Consider the following 18,847-nt stretch of genomic DNA (forward strand, 5'->3'; position numbering starts at 1 on the left):
TGATTCTTAGGAATTATCCTCGAATAATCTTATTAATCGGTTTTCTACAAACCCTGATCCTCCTAGTCCATCTTCATGATAAAGGGATAAATTAGTTCCCTCAGATACTTCTTCGCTTTTTACTTCCTCTAAATCCTGATTATAATATACAAACTGAGGCGGAGACAGGTTTAGTCTTCTTAAAAAAATAGGTATAGGCCATTCTTTTATCTCAAATGGCTCAAGCTTGCCTATAATGGGCCATGAGCCATCGTCAAATCCCTGTATTCCAAACTTCTTCACCAGGATTACATTCTCCTTGCGGATAATCTTTCTATCTATAGCAGGAACTTTCTTATACATTTTCTTAAAAAAACAGCCCAGTGGTACTCTAAGGCGAGGATGTATATGGGTAATCAGTCCCAGGCAATATCCCTTTTCTGCTAAGGGTACACAAAACACATCTCCTATAGAATATCTGCGTTTTTTTAATAGGCTAATCTTTGTCATAAGGGGAATATTGTCAAACTGTTTCTTGTTTCTGGAATCCATAAGCCTTAGAAATGCGTTCGTTACTTTTGTTCTATAATCTGATTCCGATTGAAAGATACATATAAACTGACTATATTATTTTGGAAATAAAGACCAGGACTCTTATCTCTGTCCCTAAGTATGTCTCTATACAAAGATTAAAACGAAACAATGGGTGTTTGTCTTATTATTGAAATAGGTTTGTGAAGTTTGCTCCAAGAAAAACGCCTAATACAAAGTTGTTTTTGTCAGTGTTAAATGCAAATCCTTTATCACTTACATAGCCTGTAAATATTCCTCCATTAAAGTTAGCCCGGTCTTTGTCTGAAGTCAGGAAGTAAACAGGAAACTCAAATGAAAAAAGTTCCTGGTTAAGATCCAGATTGATATTGGGATTTATGCGCAACAATTTTCCCTGGTATCCACTGGAAAGATATTCGATCCGTACTCGATTGCTTGTTTGTCGTGTAGGAGCAGACGAACTCAGGTTTTTTTCAATAAGGACCCCTGTACTATTTACCGGTACATAATACTTGATAGGATCGTCTGTCTGATACCCTGCCGTATGCGTAAATGACAATGCAAAAATGCCTATACTGGTTAATGCCCCTACAGTAGCTGTGAGTTTTACAGCAGCTTTAGAGTCTGTTTGGGATAGAAAAGATGTTGTGTCTGTAATATATTCAAAATCCTGTTGTTCAACTCCAAATTTAAGCCCTCCATACCAGGCAACTCCCCACTGTATCTTAGCCTTTCGGTCAAATATCCGTTGTTCTTCTGGTGTCAGATCATCGTACTTAAAATCAGCCATATCCTTCCCAACGGCTTTGATCGCCTCATTGTATTTTTTGGCATCATAGGCAAAGCCAGTGCCCCACCATATTTTTTGAGTTCCTATAGTGAAAGAGCTATTATTGGACAGACCCGCAATTGTCAGGGGCTTTACCCGCTGTGTTTTACTGGCAACAGGGGTTGAAATACTGGTATTGAGATTCCATGAGCTTTTTATCCTGTAGTTGATATTGCCTTCTGCAATCAATCCGTCATTCGTAGCACTTAGTTTTGTGAAACTATTATACGACTGAAACCCTGAAGCTGGAGACGACTGAAGCGTCAGTGAAGGTTGAGTGGTTTTTACGCTGTCAGTTGTTTTATCAGAAAGTTGACAGTAAGAACTGAGCGCCTTACCAAAAAGTAAAAGAGTAAAGATGATTTTTTGCATGAGAGCTGGACTTAAATAGTAATACCGTGTTGGCCTGTAGTATGATTTAATTTTAAGTTACCCTTCACTGCCCATAATTCAGCAGGCGGATCGACAATGGCAACACTATAGTTGTCGCCTGGTAAGCCTTGCACAAAATAGGTGAGAAAGTGAATTCCGTTGTCCAGTTCGATAGTTGCTGTACCGGAACCATGAAGTACTTTGTCTCCATTGATATATACTTTCACCCAACCAGAATCTGAGAATGCGGAAATAGTAATGGGAGTTGCCATATTTCTGAATCAAAAAAGTGAATAGTAGTTTGACAAAACTGCGTTTTATGATTGGTTCTGCTGCTGTTGCTGTGAGGTAGGAGCAGGACTTACTTTATCTTTATTTTCATTGACCTTAAGTGCCGCATATGTACTGGCACTGATACCCATCAACGTAAGTATAGTGTCACTGAAAACGGGCATTTCCAGGTCTTTATATACTTGTACCCAGAAGATAAAACCCAGAATCAGGGTAAACAACAGGTTTTGAAAACGATGGATGCTGATTCCGCTTTCATCTGCGAGCAAATCTTCTATCAATCCCGCACTCTTTTTGTGTTGCAGCGCATGAGTTGAATCTTGTCGTTCCTGGTTGTTGCTGATGATCGTGCCAGACAGGGCAGTACCGGCGCTGATGCCAAGAAGTATGAGAGCTGTACTGTTCAGGGAGTTATAGTCATCTTTGATGATCCAGATATAGATATAGGAACTGACAATAAGAAAAGTCCAGAATGCCAGTTGAAAACGTGCCAGACTATAGGGAGGGTCAGAACTTTTATTAGGATGTTTGATCAGGCGGGTATATTTGCCCAATAGTATAAAACCTATCAGTAAAAGAATGATTACTCCCAAAGCTCCTCTCAGCCAGTAGGTATCATAGAACACAATGGTGAAATTATTTGGCTGAACTACGGGTAATGGATTTTCTCCCCGCACACCTGCACTAATGGTAACTGTTCGCTTCGACTCTCCCCGTGTGTAAAAGAGATTCCATAGTGTTTCAGTTGTTGTCTTCTCGTTTAGATTAAATATCAGATCCTGACGGTTTTTGACATTGGGACGTGCTTCACAACTATCGATAGGAATATTGTTGATGAACAAAATAATGTGTTCATTTTTTTGCAATAGCTCTGATGTACCTTTGGTTTTAACTAATATCTTCTGATTCAGATAGGCTTGTTTGATAGTCAGTTCAGGCCACCGCCCAACATTGATGACAGAATCCGGCAATGGTTTCTCCTTAGGTAACCGGGATGTAGTATCGGTCTGTGCCTGAACCGTAGGGATACATACTGCAATCAGAAAATAGATAGCATTTTTCATAGGGGTGACAATAGAAATTCAAATGATGCCTTTCTAAACCAGTTCAGGATTTGTACTATACACAGTAGTAGGAACTTTATAGTACGTATACAGAAAAAATGCCATTTATAGTGGTGCAAATGGCGTTTTGATATATAAATATAACCTAATTAATGGGAAATACCTGATGATTGTTTGAAATTATTTCTTCATAATTGTCATGCTAGGCTATTTTATTTCCTTGTGAAAAGAGTATTATCTCTTTTTGTCCTTTCCTCCTGTAAAGATCTATTTCTTGCTATTTTTCCTGAAAATCAAGCCCCTTCGTGTCCTTCTGGAAGAATCTTGTGACAAATAGAGCCATATTGGGTTTGTTAAGGAGAAAAAATATTCTTAATATTCAATAGATGTCAGGTCACTAAAGGCTATCTCCTGATTTGTTTGTAATTTAGCCTGGTTTTTATGAGTAAACGCTGTCTTATAAATTCAGCATTAGTTTCTTTCTTGCTCTAATTATTTTTGTATCCTTGTATGAGCACCAAAAAAGAAGGCAATCAATATGGTAAAATATTCAAAGACAACCTGGAGTCAGTTACTCTGGCCCTGATTGAGAAAGTACTTCAGATCCAGGTAACCTTCTATGAAATAATGCAACAAGAGTTGCAACGAACCGTTGAACGCAAACCGGATCTGTTTCTGAACATTATCGACAAACAAAATAATACTATTTTACGCCAAAGAACCTTCTAACTATATTCTAAACATATTTTCTTACTTTACTGTCTATGATACGTTGTCTTTTCCTTATTTCTTTCTTTTGTTTGTTCATTAGCCAAATATCTGCTCAGACACAGTTGTTCCTTGAGCACAGTCCTGAAGAGGCAAAAAAGTTTCCCAGACACCCGGATATGTATTTGACGTATGCTCTTTATGATACAATTCTGAAAGCCCAACAAGGGTTTAAATTTGAGAATTTTGCTTCTGTACGTTTTTATATAGATCCAAAAGGGCGGATAAGCCATGTGGATTTTTCCAGCTTTACCGATTCTCTTCTACGTCCACATTTGTTGCATGTGCTGGAAGGTACACAAGGTAAATGGAGAGTGTATCGGAATGGCAAGCAGGTAAAAGAAAAGGTATGTGTAGTGTTGCCTGTTAACTTTGACTTGTGTTCTACACGAAAAGATTTTACCGGGCCTACTATTATAAGCATGCTCGAAGCTCACTTACTACCTGTTGGTGAAAGTACTTTTATGTTCAACTTTACAGGCGACTATCTGGATGCTAATCATGGATATCTGGATTCTCATTACGATTTGGCATTTGAAGGTATTGTTTTGCGTCCTATCACGGTAACAGTGCCTTACCCACAAAGTGTGCATGTATACTGATCTGTGGGTCTGTAATATTTGTCAGAGTCTGTGCCTTCACTTGTTTAGAATAGTTTTTTTATCTTGAACACATGTGGGGCGAGACAGGCCCCTTATCGTGTCCGATCACTTTTCTGGAAAAGTGATTTGTACATAAAGAAAAAACTCTCTCCCTGTCCTCCTGAAAGGAACTTGTGACAAATAGAGTTATATTGGGTTTATTAGAGAGAAAAATATTCTCAAGCCTCAAAGGATTTCAGGTCACTAAAGGCTATCTCATGATTTGTTTGCAATTCAGCCTCGTTTTTATGAGTAAACGCTGTCTTGTAAATTCAGCATTAGTTACTTTTGCGCTCTGTTTATTTTTCTATCCTTATATGAGCAACAAAAAAGAAGGTAATCAATATGATAAAATATTTAAAGAAAACCTGGAATCTGTTACTTTGGCACTCATTGAAAAAGTGCTTCAGATTCAGATTGCATCTTATGAAAGACTGCCACAAGAGTTGCAACGGACTCTGGAGCGCAAACCAGACCAGCTTTTAAAGATCACAGATAAGCAGGGAAATACGTTTTTGCTGCAACTTGAATTCCAACTCGCGGATGAGGAGAGGATGGTGGATCGCATGCTTGAATATCGAGCCATTCTTAACCGAAAATATGATTTCAATGTACGTCAGTATGTGCTGTTCTTATCAGATCAGATACCCCAGATGAGTACTCGTATCGAAAAAGAAAATCTTACGTTTTCATTCTATCTGATTCAGCTTTCACAAATTGACTATGAGTTATTTCTCTCTTCCGACAAAGGTGATGAAGTGGTCTTTGCTGTATTGGCTAACTTTGGTACTACCACTCCTGAAACTGCGGCTAGTCTGATTGTACAACGATTAAACCAGACTTCAACCAGTAAAGTAGAGCGAGATAGACACTTGCAACAATTACGTGTATTAGCTAACTTGCGTAAACTAACACCTTTTGTAGAAATCATGATAGAATCTATTTCTCAATACATCAAAGAAGAAGATGACTTTCTTTTTAAGAAAGGCCAACTAAAAGGAAAAGAAGAAGGCATTGAGCAAAAGACTCGTGAAACTATTTTGAAATTCCTGAAAGATGGAGTCTTAACTACTCAGCAGTTGGCTTCCTATTTTGATGTGACCGAAGAGTTTGTCGAAGACCTGCGTAAAAGTCTGAATCAATAGATTATCCTTTATAAAAGAAAGATAGCATAAGTCCGAATTTTATCTTTGGCTTATGCTATGCTCATTACAAAGGTAATATGCTTCTACTATCTGATATGGGTTGTTAAATACTTCTTATCCTCCATTATTTTTTCGGGAAGCTTCTTCACATTTCTGTAGCCACTCTTCAATAGACATCGGAGGCATCTTGACGATTTCATATTTGGTACCGCTGGAAAATCCAGGCCGTCCATCCCTGTGTACACTATTAAACTGCCTATGCATATAAAGCCCTAACCGATAGATATATCTCCATTCGTCGTCTTCAATACTATTTTTGACGTTCTTTAGCAACTCAAGATCATCCGTTAGAAAATCTACAATACAAGGATGTACGCGTTGCCAGTACCCTCCATTGCCTTTTCCCGGAATCAAATCGCCCTGAACCTTATCTGCATTACCAAATGAGTTGGCAGTGATCAGCTTCTGGTTTTTTTGAAGTTTGTAGGTTGTTACAAAGTGGGCAGGAAACTCCAGCATTACCACACAATCAAGGTCACTGTTATATGCCGCAATTCTCAATGGGTTAACTTCAATCACTACAGCTCCATGGATGGTTCCAAATTGAATGACTTCACTGATATATTTGCGGTGATCTGCTCCGTTAAAATTATTTTTAGCGCATTCCACATCATATACATACTCTTCTGATGAATTGCCAAATATGCGACTAAGAACTCCTTTTCTAACAGGTTTATAGTATTCCGGAAAAAGATAACGAAACTTCCTGTCAGAAAGAGTAAAGGGTTTGGAGTTGGTTGCTACCGTATTGGTATCCATATAGTTAATCTCCTCATTCTTATACCGATCCTCCATAAACTCATCCATATTCTTGGGTGAAACTTTATAGCGGTATGCTTTGGCATCGTTCGGAAAGTCAGCCAGTACCTGCCCTGACTTGTCTTTGATAAATTGGGCCAGTATATCCCATACAGGATCTTTTCCTGCTTCAGTAGTGAGATAGCTGTTTGTACTCTGCACTTCACCTGTTGTGCAGTCCATATGAAACTCCCCGGTAACTGTTCCGTTATTGCTTCCCCAGAAAGAATGATTGTCTTTACTGATTTTAAATCGTATGCCTTCTTCCAGAGTCCCTGCCAACGTATGAAAGCGGAGTCCATCTATCAGGTTCTCATCTGCCAGAAAAAAGGTCAGTCGGCCTGCAAAGAAAATATCAATGGTATTAGGTCGTTTAGCTGACTTTAAAAATGAATCATACGTAATTTCTTCAGGCGTTGAAAATTTGCATTCTAACGGAATTTCAATGTCTGAAATAATACTCTGCAGATTTCTGTTGATAACAAATCCATTCAAGGGATAGCGCATAGCGATTTGAGGGTTGCGTTTCGGATGCTTTTTCTGGTGATGGTATCACAAACCAAAACTATCATTTCCCAATAAGATCACCCTTTGCTATTTACTATAATACCTACAATGTACTATCCTGCTAAAATCTGCTACAAGTGTATACAAGTAGGAAATATGCCTGTTACTTTTTGATTTGGAATGACTAGTGAGAATGGATTTTTTTCAATAGGAAGAAGAAGTTGTTTGGATTAAGGATTTCATAAGTTTATACTCAATATTTTCTGCTATTTATGTATGTTTCTGATCTGTAATTGTTACCTGAATTTATGCACTCATATTATAAAACAAGCTTACTCGTTACTTGTCTGCTCATTATAAGTAGTTGTAAATATGTGTCAGATGCCTTTTCTGAAAACTCTACAGATACAGTCAGACTGGTCACAAAAAGAATATTGGGAGATCCTGCTATGTCACCTAAGCCGGTGGGCCCCTCGATAGCCAAACTGTTACTTATCCGACAAAAGACCGATTCTACCTTGAAGCTCAGGTATTACTGGAAATATCCGGATTCTACAGAAATGTTCTTTTATAGCTTCAATATCCGAAACGATTCTTTTGAGCTGGTTAATGATCGTAGTCTGACCCTGGTTCATATTTTTGAAGATAAAGAAGATTCATCTGTGAAACTCTATAAATATGAGTCCATGGATTCCATTATGCACATAAATATTGCAGTTATATTATCTAGAGAATATGGTCAGATTGGAAGTGTGCTTTTCCCGCATAATGCGGCTCGGGTAGTAACACATTGGAATGGAAAGCCTCTTAATAAAAGGTATTACAACCTTTTTATGAATAATCTGAAACAGATACTTATAGAAGAGTGGTATACAGAATGGTACAGGCAGAATAAACACAAAAGAAAAAGAAGACTACACATGATGCACTAATTATTCTCCTTATATGATGATTACCCAAACGGATGGTAAACAATTTAAAGTTTGTGCTAATGGAAAACAAGAAGAGATTAAAGCTTTCTTTGAAGAGGCAATACATTTATGTAGACAAAAGAAGACGGCTAACTAATTCCTGCACTATGTCTTCTGATTTTACTTACCTGTTAGCTGAAATGATCTTCCCGCCGTTGTCGGGACACATGTAATAAGATTAGTGACCTTTGGGTTTGGGTATACTTATTTTCTCCCAGAAACCATAGATGACTCTGTTTGTAAAAAGATTCTTTCAGGAGGACAGGAAAAAGAGAGTTTCTTTCAGGAGGATAGCAAATGAGTCATCCCGAATTTAGAGGAGTGAATAACAAATTAAGACAAAGGAGTTACAAAGGGAGTTGTGCTGCCTTCAATCGTATGTGGAAGTGTAGGTGCGCTGGCAATCTTTCTGCCGCGAGGTTGGCCTTTGGCCTTGCGGGCGGAAGGATCGGCAGAAAGTGTCCTTTTTTGCTTCATTTTTTGGGCAAGCAAAAAATGAAGAAGCTTGTGGAAGAACAATGTAAGGGACAATAAAGAAACGAAGAAAGGGGGATCGCAAAAATTAACCCAAGTCCACATTTCTCAAAAGTATAGGCTTGGGTTTTACTCTCATCCAAAATTAAGCATGACTTATGTTTTCATTAACCTGGCATACCAACCTCCGCTTAGTTCATAAACTGATCAAACAATATAGATACATAGTACATGCCTCCAAATGTTGGATTGCCCCAGGATTGTGTATAGCCCTTATTCAGAATGTTTGATCCGCCGAGTTTGATGATGGATTTAATCGCAGTGACTTTATAGTTCACCTGTGCATCCAGCGTTCCATAAGCAGGTACTATACTCTTGTTCTGTCCTCTGATAACCCCGCCAACAAAGCTGGATTGCCATACAAACTGATCCTGCCAGCGCCATGTCAGGCTAAATCCAAGGTTTTTAATCACATTCCGATTGCCAAACGATAAATTATAACGATACTCTGGTGTGTTAAAAGCTGTTTCAAACCCTGCTGGCAGCTTGTCTGTGTTTAGAAGTTTGTTGTAGGATACATTGCCGCCCACTGAGAAGTTCTTAGGTAGCAGGTAATCAATGCCAAGTGCCCAGCCGTGATTGTTTAGATTCTGAGTGACATTGACAGGAAAGCTATATACACTGCGGGTAGTAGAGCTAAGCAGGGAGATAGGAGAGGACACACCATCATTCGGAATATCCTGAACCACTACCTGACCACCATCAAAATTCACAAAGGTGTTATAGTAATAATAGGCATCTATGAAAAGGCGATTGGAAATCAAACCTTTGTAACCCACTTCGACAGTACGCACCCGCTCAGGCTGGTAGCCCCGGAATATATGTTGTTGTAACAATGAAGCGGCCTGCTGAGGGTTTTGTCCCTGTTGTACAGCTGCTCCGAAAGCTTGCACAGACTGGAGCGTATAGACAGGGTTATTGACCATATTGTATCGCTCCCGGAAAATAGGCAGACCACCCAGAATGCGGGATTGTGGAGTAAGCAGGTCAATATATTGAGCTTGTGTAGTAGGAATACGAAAGCCTGTCTGAAAGGAAGCGCGAATATTGTGTACCTTAGCTAATGTCAGTACGGCAGAAGCTCTGGGGTTAAACTGACCTTTGAAGTTCTGGTTTTTATCATAGCGAACAGAGGCAGTCAGTTTTAGTTTGTCTTCCAATAACTTCTTTCCACCCTGTATATAGCCTCCATATTCGTGAATCTTGAATTCATTACCGTTGTCGTCTGTGGCAAAAAGCGTCTTATTAGAGTTTAGTGTGTATAGTCTATAGTTTCCACCCACAATGATTTCCACCATAGTAGGACTGAGAATCTTGTTAAAGTTGTACATGCCCTCCACATGGTACATATTGGTTTTGTCTGTAAACCGGGCCCCGACTCCTTCCGAATTTCCGGGGATGGGACGTGACTTAATAGCAGACACAGCATCGTTAAAAGCTGTGGTTCCGGGAACCAGCCGTCCCTGATCTGCTACACCACGTGCCTGATTGTGAAGGGTGCCGGCGTTACTACCTGCTGCTGCCTGAGCTGCCGCAATGGCATTTTCTCCGGATTGTCCACTTGCCAGAGCTACCAGTAATGCTGTTGCATAGGTCTGAAATGCGCCAGTGGCATAGGCACCGAAATATTGAGGGAACCAGGTAGTACTCGGTTTCCATGCTTCATTTACTCCAGAGCCCAATACTCCTATAGCATACGAATCACCGGAATTTTCCTGAGTAGTATAGGTACGTACAAAAAAGTTAGACCCTCGAACTTCCGCTTTGTATTGACCCAAATTAAAATTAGCCAGCGAATATCGGTCTGAGCCTGTATATACAGTGGTTCCTGTACCATAATTAGCCTGCAGAATAGCTTCTACACCTTCAGTAATACGCCAGTGCAACGCACCACTCAACTTTAAACTATGTGTGTTGTAGTTAGCCAGATCTCTTTCTGCATAGCCTGTACGTGAGACGGATACATTAGGAATCATCTGGTTAAATAGTTGCTGAGGGGTAAGCCCTGTGAGTTCGGGTAGCGTTTTGTTGCCTGCCTGTGGAATCTGAGTAGTCGCAATAGCTCCCAGAAATTGAGAGGTGCCACCAGCACCCGTACCTGGTTGTCCATTGCCATACAAACTTGTATAGAGGTTAACATTGGTTTCATCACCATAGGTATTTATGCCGTTGTATCCAGGATTCGTTTGCTGGGTACTGCTTAAGGAGGAACCATTCAGCAAACTTTGATCGCGGGTATCCGTAGCCTGCCAGTCTTTGGCAGTCAGGTAATTGATATTTATCTTAAATGCTATTTTGTCATTGAACGCTTTGGCATACCGGAGTGCAAAGTCATAAAAAGGCGTAGTAGCCTCAGAACGGTTGGATTCGTTCATAATACCTGCCTTTGCATAGCCACTGAGCCCCTGGTATTGGAAGGGGTTTTTGCTATTCATCAGAATAATGCCATTGATTGCATTGGGACCATATAACGCTGAAGCTGCTCCTGGCAACATTTCTACACTTTCCAGATCCAGTTCCGAAATGCCTACTACATTGCCTACTGCAAAGTTCAATCCTGGTGCCTGGTTATCCATTCCATCAATCAATTGTACTACCCGGGTATTACCATTGGAATTAAATCCACGGGTATTGATAGAGCGGAATAATAAGCTTTGGGAACTCATTTCAACTCCTTTCAGATTGATAAGAGCATCGAAAAAGCTAGGTGTGGCTGCATACCGTATCGAACGTAAATCGAGTTTTTCAACTGTAACAGGAGACTGCAATACAGATTCTTCTACACGGGATGCAGCTACCACCACTTCCTGACCCAGAATAACCTGCTCTGTCATCTCTATGGCAAGATCTGATTTACTACTGGTAATTTCTTGTTCCAGGGTTTTATAGCCTACCGAAGAAATCGTGAGTATAAAGGGAGGTGGAGTATTGGTAGTCAGAAGAAAGTTGCCTTTGGTATCCGTAGTGGTACCGAGCACTTTTCCTTTAACAGTAATACTTACTCCTGCTAAAGGGGCTTTGGTTAGCGAGTCTGTGATAGTTCCGGAAACTGTCACAGATTGTGCCTCTGTCTGAGTGAGGATTCCTATAAGGAAAGATAGAGCCAGAAAAATTTTCTTTGTAGAAAATGGTCTCATAAACAGATTGTTATGGTGCTATAGATAATGAATCTATAAGAAATATATTATTTAATTTAAAGAATATGTGCGTTTTGTTATATTTTATTTTTGGGATTTTTTCTGACTATATTTAATATCCAGTAATGCCCTGAAAATGAGACTTTTGTGTTTTGGTTTTATCTGGGGATGGAGTGTTTTATCAAGGTTTTTATGTATGTGTACATTGAAATACAGGGTGTTCTGTTAAAATGTATACTAACTAAATTGGCTAAAAAGGTTTTTCGTGAAAAACAAAACTTGCTTCCCGCTTTGGTTTCTTTTTTCACTTATCTCATTTATAATTGCAAAAAAGAGAAATACCAGAAATAGATATAGTAGATGATAGCAGTCAGATCATTTGCTCCATTTACAATTTTTACTGTTTACAGATCATATATCCTTTGTTAACGTTAACCTAGTCAATACTCATGAATAGAAAGATGCGAATGGGAATGGTAGGAGGGGGAATCGGAGCTTTTATCGGAGCCGTACACCGTATGGCCGCTGCCATAGATAATGAAATAGAACTTGTATGCGGTGCGTTCAGCAGTGATCCTGAACGTTCCAAACAGTCAGGTGAAATGTTATACCTGCCGGAAGAGCGGGTATATCCGGATTATCGTACGATGATTCTGGAAGAAAAGAAGCTGCCAGAAGGTCAGCGGATGGACTTTGTGGCTATTGTAACGCCTAACCATATGCACTTTGGACCAGCTAAGATGGCATTGGAAAATGGGTTTCATGTAGTGCTGGACAAACCCATGACCTTAAATACAGAAGAAGCAAAAGAGCTGAAAGAGGTAATTGAGAAGTCCGGATTGCTGTTCTGTCTGACACATAACTATACCGGCTATCCGATGGTAAAAGAAGCCCGTAGCATTATTGCATCAGGAAAGTTGGGCAAGATCCGCAAAGTGGTAGTAGAATATCCGCAAGGCTGGCTCAATGCACTGGTTGAGGCTAGTGGCAATAAACAGGCGGAATGGCGTACAGACCCTGCACGTTCAGGTGCTGCAGGTTGTATTGGAGACATTGGTACTCACGCCTTTAACCTGGCCGAATACATCACAGATCTGAAAGTAACTGAAATCTGTGCTGACCTGACTACCTTTGTAGAGGGACGTAAGCTGGAAGATGATGCCAATCTTTTACTGCATTTTGAAAATGGAGCAAAAGGAGTACTGCATTCCAGCCAGATCTCAGTAGGAGAGGAGAATAATTTTAACATCCGTATCTACGGAGAAGTGGGTGGACTGTGGTGGCATCAGATGGAGCCTAATACATTGGAATATACACAACCTGGCAAGCCTAAACAACTGCTGCGTACAGGAGTGGGCGAACTATCCAATGCCTCTAAAATCAGTACCCGCATCCCGGCAGGGCACCCTGAAGGCTATATCGAAGCTTTTGCTATTCTATACCGCAACTTTGCCAAAACACTGCGCAGCCGTCTGAAAGGCGAGACACCTGATCCGGCCTATCTGGATTTCCCCGGACTGGAAGCAGGTTTGCGTGGTATGTTGTTTATTGATACTGTAATAAAGTCCAACCAAAGCAATGAAAAGTGGACGAAAATGCTGGAGTAATTTGGTCGCTTAATATAAAGTAGCTTGAATAAATTTTAATTTGAGACTATAGCTTTCAGAATGGCGTAAAATTATTTTAAGAGTAGACAGTAATCAATGCTGTCATTTTTATACCTCCTTCTATGTTGTTTGGAAAAGGAGTGTTCCAACGTTTGTGGAATACTCCTTTTCGGTTTTATTACCAGATTGGCTTCTTTATTTTGACGATTTATTGGTTACTTTCGCGCTCTGTTCATTTTTCTATCCTTGTATGAGCACCAAAAAAGAAGGCAATCAATATGATAAAATATTCAAAGAAAACCTGGAATCTGTTACTCTGGCACTCATTGAAAAAGTGCTTCAGATTCAGATTGCATCTTATGAAAGACTGCCACAAGAGTTGCAACGGACTCTGGAGCGCAAACCAGATCAGTTACTGAAAATAACCAACAAACAAGGAGATACGTTTTTACTGCAACTTGAGTTTCAGTTGATAGATGAAGAAGAAATGATCTATCGGATGTTAGAGTACATAGGATTACTCTGGCGAAAATACAAGCTACCAGTCAAACAGTATGTGATTTTTCTTTCAGATCAGGAGCCTAGGATGCAAACGAAGATTGAAAAGGAAAATCTTATGTTTTCCTTTTATCTGGTCCAATTTTCTACGATTAGTTATGAGTTATTTCTCTCTTCTGATAAAGGTGATGAAGTGGTTTTTGCTGTATTAGGCAACTTTGGCAATACCACTCCTGAAACTGCGGCTAGTCTGATTGTACAACGATTAAATCAGACATCAAGTAATAAACTTGAGCGGGATAAGCACTTGCAACAATTACGTGTATTAGCTAACTTGCGTAAACTAACACCCTTTGTAGAAATCATGATAGAATCTATTTCTCAATATATCAAAGAAGAAGATGACTTCCTTTTTAAGAAAGGCCAACTAAAAGGAGAAGAGAAAGGTCGTTTGGAAGGGAAACTTGAAGGAATTGAGCAAAATAAACGTGAGACTATTTTAAAATTCCTGAAAGATGGAGTCTTAACTACTCAGCAGCTGGCTTCTTATTTTGATGTAACCGAAGAGTTTGTTGAAGATCTGCGTAAAAACCTGAATCAATAGATTTTTCTTTCTAAAAGAAAGATAAACCTGGCTTGGATATTCGTTTATACCAAGTTTATGGAACATGCTATAATTATAATAGGCCAGACCGATACAAGTCATTGTATCGGTTTTTTGTTTTACTAAAGTTAAATACCTTTGGTTAAAAGGTTACTTTCCGGAAAGAGGCTCATAAATTCAAACGTGTGTCCTAAACACATTTGTTATTACCTAACCTGCAATCGTATGTATACAGAACCTGTCATTACTGTTTCGCACCTGTCAAAGAGTTATGAAAAACCGGTGTTGAATGATATCAATTTTACAATTACTCCTGGTCAGATCATTGGGTATCTGGGACCGAATGGAGCTGGAAAAAGCACAACCATTAAAGTGTTGTCGGGTATGATTACCGATTTTACGGGAGATGTTCAGATTATGGGGATGGATGTACGCAAAGACCCTATTGAAGTAAAAAGACGTATTGGATATATACCTGAGAACGCCCTGCTATATGATACGCTTACACCTATGGAATACCTGCGTTTTATAGGATTGCTTCATAAGATGGAGTCTGCACGAATTGAGAAAAAGTCACTGGATCTGTTGCGTATCTTTGATCTTCAGGCTAAAGCCGATACCCGCATGACAGCCTTCTCCAAAGGTATGCGACAAAAGGTGTTGCTTATTGCAGGTTTACTGCATAATCCGGATATTATTTTTTTGGATGAACCTCTCTCCGGATTGGATGCCAATGCAGTGATTCTGGTAAAAGAAATTCTCTCCAAGCTGGCATTAGAGGGCAAAACGCTGTTTTACAGTTCGCATATCATGGATGTGGTAGAGAAGTTTGCTCACCGGATTATGATTCTGCATCAGGGAAAGATTATTGCCGATGGCTCCTTTGCCGAATTACAGGAACGGGAAAAAACGGAATCTCTGGAGCAGATTTTCACAGAGCTCACTGGTAATCATGCCCATCAGTCTCAGGCAGGTGAGTTTATAGAAGCACTGCGCGGGTAATATGAGATGTTTTTCTATCAACAAATCACATTAAAACATGAGTAAAATTGTACTGTTTATTCTGGATCTGTTAAAGGGTGTATTTCAATCTTTACACATTGACTATAGCCAGTTGCGGGCCATTCTGGAGATAAAGCTGCTGATGGACAAACGTCGTAAACCAGCAGCTTTTGCAAATCAGCCCAGTAAGTCAGATGCTAACACGAAGTATCAGTACTGGATAGCGATTTTTATGTATGCTATACTGGGTGGTCTGGTAGGAAGCCTCATCTTTGCCATGCCTAATGTATACTGGGCTACGACTATTGTGTTTGCCTATATTATGGTGATGACAATTATGACACTGATTACAGACTTTGCCTCTGTCGTAATGGATACTACCGATTATGCTATTCTGTCACCTCGCCCAGTAGATAGCCGTACAGTATGGATGGCTCGATTGATCCATGTAGTAGTGTATGTACTTACACTTACTTTCTCAGTGGCATTGCTACCTATTGTTTTTGTAGGAATTAAATATGGATTGGGTGCCTTGCTTCTGTTTGTGGTGTTGGTAATTCTGTCTGCTTTATTTGCCGTGTTTCTGACCAATCTGCTGTATGTGTTGTTAATACGGTTTACCAGTGAAGCTCGTTTAAAGCAGATTATTGCTTATGTGCAAATTGGCTTTACTATGGTCTTTGTGTCTGGCTATCAGATACTACCCCGGCTTATCAAAGTAGAGATGTTGCAGAGTATCTCTCTGGAAGTTGTGTGGTGGCAATATCTGGTTCCGCCTTTCTGGATGGGAGGGATTATGGATGCATTTGTCAGCAGGCATTTTGAGACTCCCTATATTGTTTTCACTTTGCTGGCTGTTGCTTTACCTATAGGAATTATTTACCTGATGAATAGTGCTGTCTCTAAAAGCTTTAGCCGGAAATTGCTGGAGATGAATGACGCCTCTGGTGATAAAAACGAAACAGGTACGACAGAGGATAGAAGCAAAAAGCCTCTTTCTGAGAGACTATCAGCAATCTTTACCCGCCATCCGCTGGAGAAAATGGGTTTTGAACTTACCTGGAAAATTACCAGTCGGGATCAGAAGTTCAAGATGCGTACCTATCCGACACTGGGTGTAATGATTCCTACTATTTTTGTATTTCTGAGAGGGCAACAACTAGGGCAAAGTGACTGGCAATACATTCTGATTTTATATGCCATGTCATTTGCTATCAACGCCTTTTATACAAACATCCAGTTCTCGGATGATTATAAAGCTACCTGGTTTTATGGCTCTGTACCTGCTGACCCGCCAGGATATATTTTGTCCGGAGCGCTAAAAGCTGTATTCATCAAGTTTATTCTTCCGGTTTATGCATTCCTGATCGCCGCTATCTTCTGGTTTTGGGGAATAGATGCACTGGCCAATGTAATTCTGGCGTTGTTCAATAACATGCTGTTTATCTGCATTTTTGCATTGATCTCTCCGAAGCGGTTTCCTTTCTCACAGGCTCCTGCTGAGGCACAACAGGCTTCGAGTATTGGTGTTGCCTTACTAATGATGATGGTAAGTACCATGATAGGATTTGCCCACTATGGATTAGCTCGTTTTCCGACTGGTATCTGGATTGCCATAGCCGTTGTAGGTGGTACAGTATTTTATTTTCTACGATTGTATAGTCAGACCACCTGGAGCCAGATACGGGCGTCTGTGATAGATTGAACCAGACGGCCTGACTTTTATGTTATCATGTTACAACAGCAAAAGACTCAATCTGGGTCTTTTTGATAAATAAACTGGAAGTTATGAAAAAACGTACCTTGGTGGTAGGTGCTTCAGACAATCCTACCCGATATGCTTACAAAGCCGCAACCATGTTGAATGAATATGGTCATCCAATTGAGTTGCTGGGATTAAAGTCAGGACAGGTAGCAGGTGCTGCTATCCAACGTGGAGAGCCGGATCTGGAATCCATCGATACGGTTACCTTATATGTGGGCACACGCAACCAGCCACCTTTGTATGATTATCTGCTGCGACTAAAACCTAAGCGGATTATTTTCAATCCGGGAACAGAGAATCCGGAATTTGCTCAGAAAGCCCGACAGCAGGGCATTGAGACGGTGCAGGGTTGTACACTGGTAATGCTTGCTACAGGACAGTTTTAGGGTATTTATATAGTTTGGATGTGAGATCAGAGCCTATACTTTTTGAGAAGTGTGTAGGCTCTGTTTAGTTATTTGAGAAATCTTCCTTCCTGAGTTTGTTTATTGTCCCTTTCAGTGTTCTTCTACAGGGCTCTTCAATTTTTGCTTGTCTTTTCCTTGATTAGTTTATAGTCACTTACTTTTCTCTTCCTGTGGCTTCTTCATTTTTTGCTTGCCCAAAAAACGAAGCAAAAAAGGGCAAAAAATTCCAAAGCTTCGCCCCGCAGGGCCAACGCTAGGCCCGCGGAATTTTTATCCTCACGCACCTACACCACCCTACACTATTGAAGTGAACATTATTTTCTTTGTATCATGTACTAATTTATAAGGAATAGCCAATAAATAGTCTAGGAGCAACTTTTAGAGGCTACAAAGAGAGTAAAGATTCCTTAAATCGCGAACCGTTGTAGCTGTGCGTTGGCAATCTTTTTGCCGCGAGGAAAGCCCCTGGCTTTGTGGGTGGGAGGTTCGGCAAAAAGTGCCCTTTTTTGCTTCGTTTTTTGGGCAAGCAAAAAATGAAGAAGCCACAGGAAGATGGATGAAAGGGATTATAAACTAATCTAGAAAAAGAGATTTCTTAAAAATTAATCGTAGTTTTTACTCTTTTTAAAAGTATAGTCATTGGTCTTCGCGATAACTCATGTATCTTTCTTTAAAACTTCGATCAGTTCGCTGAGCATCATGGCTGTGGCACCCCACACAGTTTGCCCTTCCAGATCGAAATACGGAGCCCAGAGAGAAAATCCCCGTACCTGTATTTCTTTGGCAGAGCGGCGGTTGTCATCCAACAGATCGGGGAGAGGTACTTCAATAATTTTAGCTACTTCTCGTGAATCAGGTATAAACACAGGAGCTTCGGAAGTGATGCCCACAAACGGATGTACCATAAAGTTGCTGGCTATTACCAGCAAGGGCGTTAATGCACCAAGTATCTGCACAGAGTCAGTAGGCACACCTATCTCTTCGTGCATTTCCCGCAGGGCTGTTGCTACATAGGTAGGATCGGTTTCTTCTACTTTTCCTCCTGGAAAAGCTACCTGTCCACTGTGTGTACCATCATATTCCGGCCTTACAATCAGTGGCAGATGCCATATACCCTGCTTCTGATAAAACAATATACACACTGCCCCCTGACGTGTTTTCCCGTCGGTTTTAAAGTTGAGCTGACCTGCATTTCGCAGAGAGCTTGCCATCTTTTGCTGTGCAGCTTCGCCTGGTAATACATCTGTCAGGCGTTCATGCAGATAATCAGCTAGTTGAGAGTATGTATATTGTATCACTGATTGTTTTCTGATAGA

At 40.2% G+C, this 18,847-nt stretch carries 17 protein-coding genes; 9 read left to right on the forward strand and 8 right to left on the reverse strand.

Annotated features, from left to right (window positions below):
* Nucleotides 1-6 precede the first annotated feature (6 nt).
* The 4 genes from QNI15_RS28885 to QNI15_RS28900 form a co-directional block, all read right to left on the reverse strand.
* On the reverse strand, nucleotides 7-489 hold the full coding sequence (locus QNI15_RS28885; protein ID WP_314035143.1) for an Imm26 family immunity protein: 483 nt from the start codon (nucleotides 487-489) through the stop codon (nucleotides 7-9).
* Nucleotides 490-697: 208 nt separating this feature from the next.
* On the reverse strand, nucleotides 698-1,732 hold the full coding sequence (locus QNI15_RS28890) for a hypothetical protein (protein ID WP_314035144.1): 1,035 nt from the start codon (nucleotides 1,730-1,732) through the stop codon (nucleotides 698-700).
* Between the two features lie 11 nt (nucleotides 1,733-1,743).
* Nucleotides 1,744-2,004 carry a hypothetical protein gene (locus tag QNI15_RS28895; protein ID WP_313983700.1) on the reverse strand — a complete coding sequence of 87 codons (261 nt, stop codon included), beginning with the start codon at nucleotides 2,002-2,004 and terminating at the stop codon, nucleotides 1,744-1,746.
* 45 nt (nucleotides 2,005-2,049) lie between these two features.
* Nucleotides 2,050-3,087, reverse strand: coding sequence for a hypothetical protein (locus tag QNI15_RS28900; RefSeq protein WP_314035145.1), 1,038 nt, complete (start codon nucleotides 3,085-3,087; stop codon nucleotides 2,050-2,052).
* 510 nt (nucleotides 3,088-3,597) lie between these two features.
* Between QNI15_RS28900 and QNI15_RS28905 the strand changes: the two genes are divergently transcribed.
* From QNI15_RS28905 to QNI15_RS28915, 3 genes are all read left to right on the forward strand, one after another.
* Entirely contained in the window at nucleotides 3,598-3,816 is a 219-nt protein-coding gene (locus QNI15_RS28905) for a hypothetical protein (RefSeq protein ID WP_314001934.1), read from the forward strand.
* A 35-nt stretch (nucleotides 3,817-3,851) separates the two neighbouring features.
* On the forward strand, nucleotides 3,852-4,457 hold the full coding sequence (locus tag QNI15_RS28910; RefSeq protein WP_314035146.1) for a hypothetical protein: 606 nt from the start codon (nucleotides 3,852-3,854) through the stop codon (nucleotides 4,455-4,457).
* Between the two features lie 356 nt (nucleotides 4,458-4,813).
* Nucleotides 4,814-5,641 carry a hypothetical protein gene (locus QNI15_RS28915; RefSeq protein ID WP_314035147.1) on the forward strand — a complete coding sequence of 276 codons (828 nt, stop codon included), beginning with the start codon at nucleotides 4,814-4,816 and terminating at the stop codon, nucleotides 5,639-5,641.
* A gap of 114 nt (nucleotides 5,642-5,755) precedes the next feature.
* On the opposite strand, the gene QNI15_RS28920 is transcribed toward QNI15_RS28915, so the two are convergent.
* Entirely contained in the window at nucleotides 5,756-7,006 is a 1,251-nt protein-coding gene (locus tag QNI15_RS28920) for a hypothetical protein (protein ID WP_314035148.1), read from the reverse strand.
* A gap of 308 nt (nucleotides 7,007-7,314) precedes the next feature.
* Between QNI15_RS28920 and QNI15_RS28925 the strand changes: the two genes are divergently transcribed.
* A complete protein-coding gene (locus QNI15_RS28925) occupies nucleotides 7,315-7,938 on the forward strand; it encodes a hypothetical protein (RefSeq protein WP_314035149.1) in 624 nt (207 codons plus the stop codon).
* Nucleotides 7,939-8,310: 372 nt separating this feature from the next.
* On the opposite strand, the gene QNI15_RS28930 is transcribed toward QNI15_RS28925, so the two are convergent.
* A complete protein-coding gene (locus QNI15_RS28930) occupies nucleotides 8,311-8,454 on the reverse strand; it encodes a hypothetical protein (protein ID WP_314035150.1) in 144 nt (47 codons plus the stop codon).
* A 188-nt stretch (nucleotides 8,455-8,642) separates the two neighbouring features.
* A complete protein-coding gene (locus tag QNI15_RS28935) occupies nucleotides 8,643-11,648 on the reverse strand; it encodes a TonB-dependent receptor domain-containing protein (protein ID WP_314035151.1) in 3,006 nt (1,001 codons plus the stop codon).
* Nucleotides 11,649-12,097: 449 nt separating this feature from the next.
* Between QNI15_RS28935 and QNI15_RS28940 the strand changes: the two genes are divergently transcribed.
* The 5 genes from QNI15_RS28940 (at nucleotide 12,098) to QNI15_RS28960 (ending at nucleotide 17,510) form a co-directional block, all read left to right on the forward strand.
* Entirely contained in the window at nucleotides 12,098-13,255 is a 1,158-nt protein-coding gene (locus QNI15_RS28940) for a Gfo/Idh/MocA family protein (protein WP_314001942.1), read from the forward strand.
* Between the two features lie 250 nt (nucleotides 13,256-13,505).
* The gene (locus QNI15_RS28945; RefSeq protein ID WP_314035153.1) at nucleotides 13,506-14,357 is read left to right on the forward strand and encodes a hypothetical protein; all 852 of its coding nucleotides are present in this window, start codon (nucleotides 13,506-13,508) and stop codon (nucleotides 14,355-14,357) included.
* A gap of 225 nt (nucleotides 14,358-14,582) precedes the next feature.
* Entirely contained in the window at nucleotides 14,583-15,359 is a 777-nt protein-coding gene (locus QNI15_RS28950) for an ABC transporter ATP-binding protein (RefSeq protein ID WP_314035155.1), read from the forward strand.
* A gap of 37 nt (nucleotides 15,360-15,396) precedes the next feature.
* Nucleotides 15,397-17,064 (forward strand): hypothetical protein, encoded by a 1,668-nt coding sequence (locus tag QNI15_RS28955; protein ID WP_314035158.1) that lies wholly within the window; start codon nucleotides 15,397-15,399, stop codon nucleotides 17,062-17,064.
* Between the two features lie 83 nt (nucleotides 17,065-17,147).
* On the forward strand, nucleotides 17,148-17,510 hold the full coding sequence (locus tag QNI15_RS28960) for a CoA-binding protein (RefSeq protein WP_314035160.1): 363 nt from the start codon (nucleotides 17,148-17,150) through the stop codon (nucleotides 17,508-17,510).
* A 677-nt stretch (nucleotides 17,511-18,187) separates the two neighbouring features.
* Here the strand turns inward: QNI15_RS28960 and QNI15_RS28965 are convergent.
* A complete protein-coding gene (locus tag QNI15_RS28965) occupies nucleotides 18,188-18,829 on the reverse strand; it encodes an NUDIX hydrolase (protein ID WP_314001951.1) in 642 nt (213 codons plus the stop codon).
* Between the last annotated feature and the right edge of the window lie 18 nt (nucleotides 18,830-18,847).

The organism is Xanthocytophaga flava (assembly GCF_030068545.1).
Taxonomy (GTDB): Bacteria; Bacteroidota; Bacteroidia; order Cytophagales; family 172606-1; genus Xanthocytophaga; species Xanthocytophaga flava.

Excerpts from the sequence above, each read along its gene's own strand:
- QNI15_RS28960 (WP_314035160.1), top strand. The coding sequence starts at position 17,148 with ATGAAAAAACGTACCTTGGTGGTAGGTGCTTCAGACAATCCTACCCGA.
- QNI15_RS28950 (WP_314035155.1), top strand. The coding sequence starts at position 14,583 with ATGTATACAGAACCTGTCATTACTGTTTCGCACCTGTCAAAGAGTTAT.
- QNI15_RS28920 (WP_314035148.1), bottom strand. The coding sequence starts at position 7,006 with ATGCGCTATCCCTTGAATGGATTTGTTATCAACAGAAATCTGCAGAGT.
- QNI15_RS28955 (WP_314035158.1), top strand. The coding sequence starts at position 15,397 with ATGAGTAAAATTGTACTGTTTATTCTGGATCTGTTAAAGGGTGTATTT.
- QNI15_RS28930 (WP_314035150.1), bottom strand. The coding sequence starts at position 8,454 with ATGAAGCAAAAAAGGACACTTTCTGCCGATCCTTCCGCCCGCAAGGCC.
- QNI15_RS28895 (WP_313983700.1), bottom strand. The coding sequence starts at position 2,004 with ATGGCAACTCCCATTACTATTTCCGCATTCTCAGATTCTGGTTGGGTG.
- QNI15_RS28905 (WP_314001934.1), top strand. The coding sequence starts at position 3,598 with ATGAGCACCAAAAAAGAAGGCAATCAATATGGTAAAATATTCAAAGAC.
- QNI15_RS28890 (WP_314035144.1), bottom strand. The coding sequence starts at position 1,732 with ATGCAAAAAATCATCTTTACTCTTTTACTTTTTGGTAAGGCGCTCAGT.
- QNI15_RS28910 (WP_314035146.1), top strand. The coding sequence starts at position 3,852 with ATGATACGTTGTCTTTTCCTTATTTCTTTCTTTTGTTTGTTCATTAGC.
- QNI15_RS28925 (WP_314035149.1), top strand. The coding sequence starts at position 7,315 with ATGCACTCATATTATAAAACAAGCTTACTCGTTACTTGTCTGCTCATT.
- QNI15_RS28900 (WP_314035145.1), bottom strand. The coding sequence starts at position 3,087 with ATGAAAAATGCTATCTATTTTCTGATTGCAGTATGTATCCCTACGGTT.
- QNI15_RS28940 (WP_314001942.1), top strand. The coding sequence starts at position 12,098 with ATGAATAGAAAGATGCGAATGGGAATGGTAGGAGGGGGAATCGGAGCT.
- QNI15_RS28935 (WP_314035151.1), bottom strand. The coding sequence starts at position 11,648 with ATGAGACCATTTTCTACAAAGAAAATTTTTCTGGCTCTATCTTTCCTT.
- QNI15_RS28915 (WP_314035147.1), top strand. The coding sequence starts at position 4,814 with ATGAGCAACAAAAAAGAAGGTAATCAATATGATAAAATATTTAAAGAA.
- QNI15_RS28885 (WP_314035143.1), bottom strand. The coding sequence starts at position 489 with ATGACAAAGATTAGCCTATTAAAAAAACGCAGATATTCTATAGGAGAT.
- QNI15_RS28945 (WP_314035153.1), top strand. The coding sequence starts at position 13,506 with ATGAGCACCAAAAAAGAAGGCAATCAATATGATAAAATATTCAAAGAA.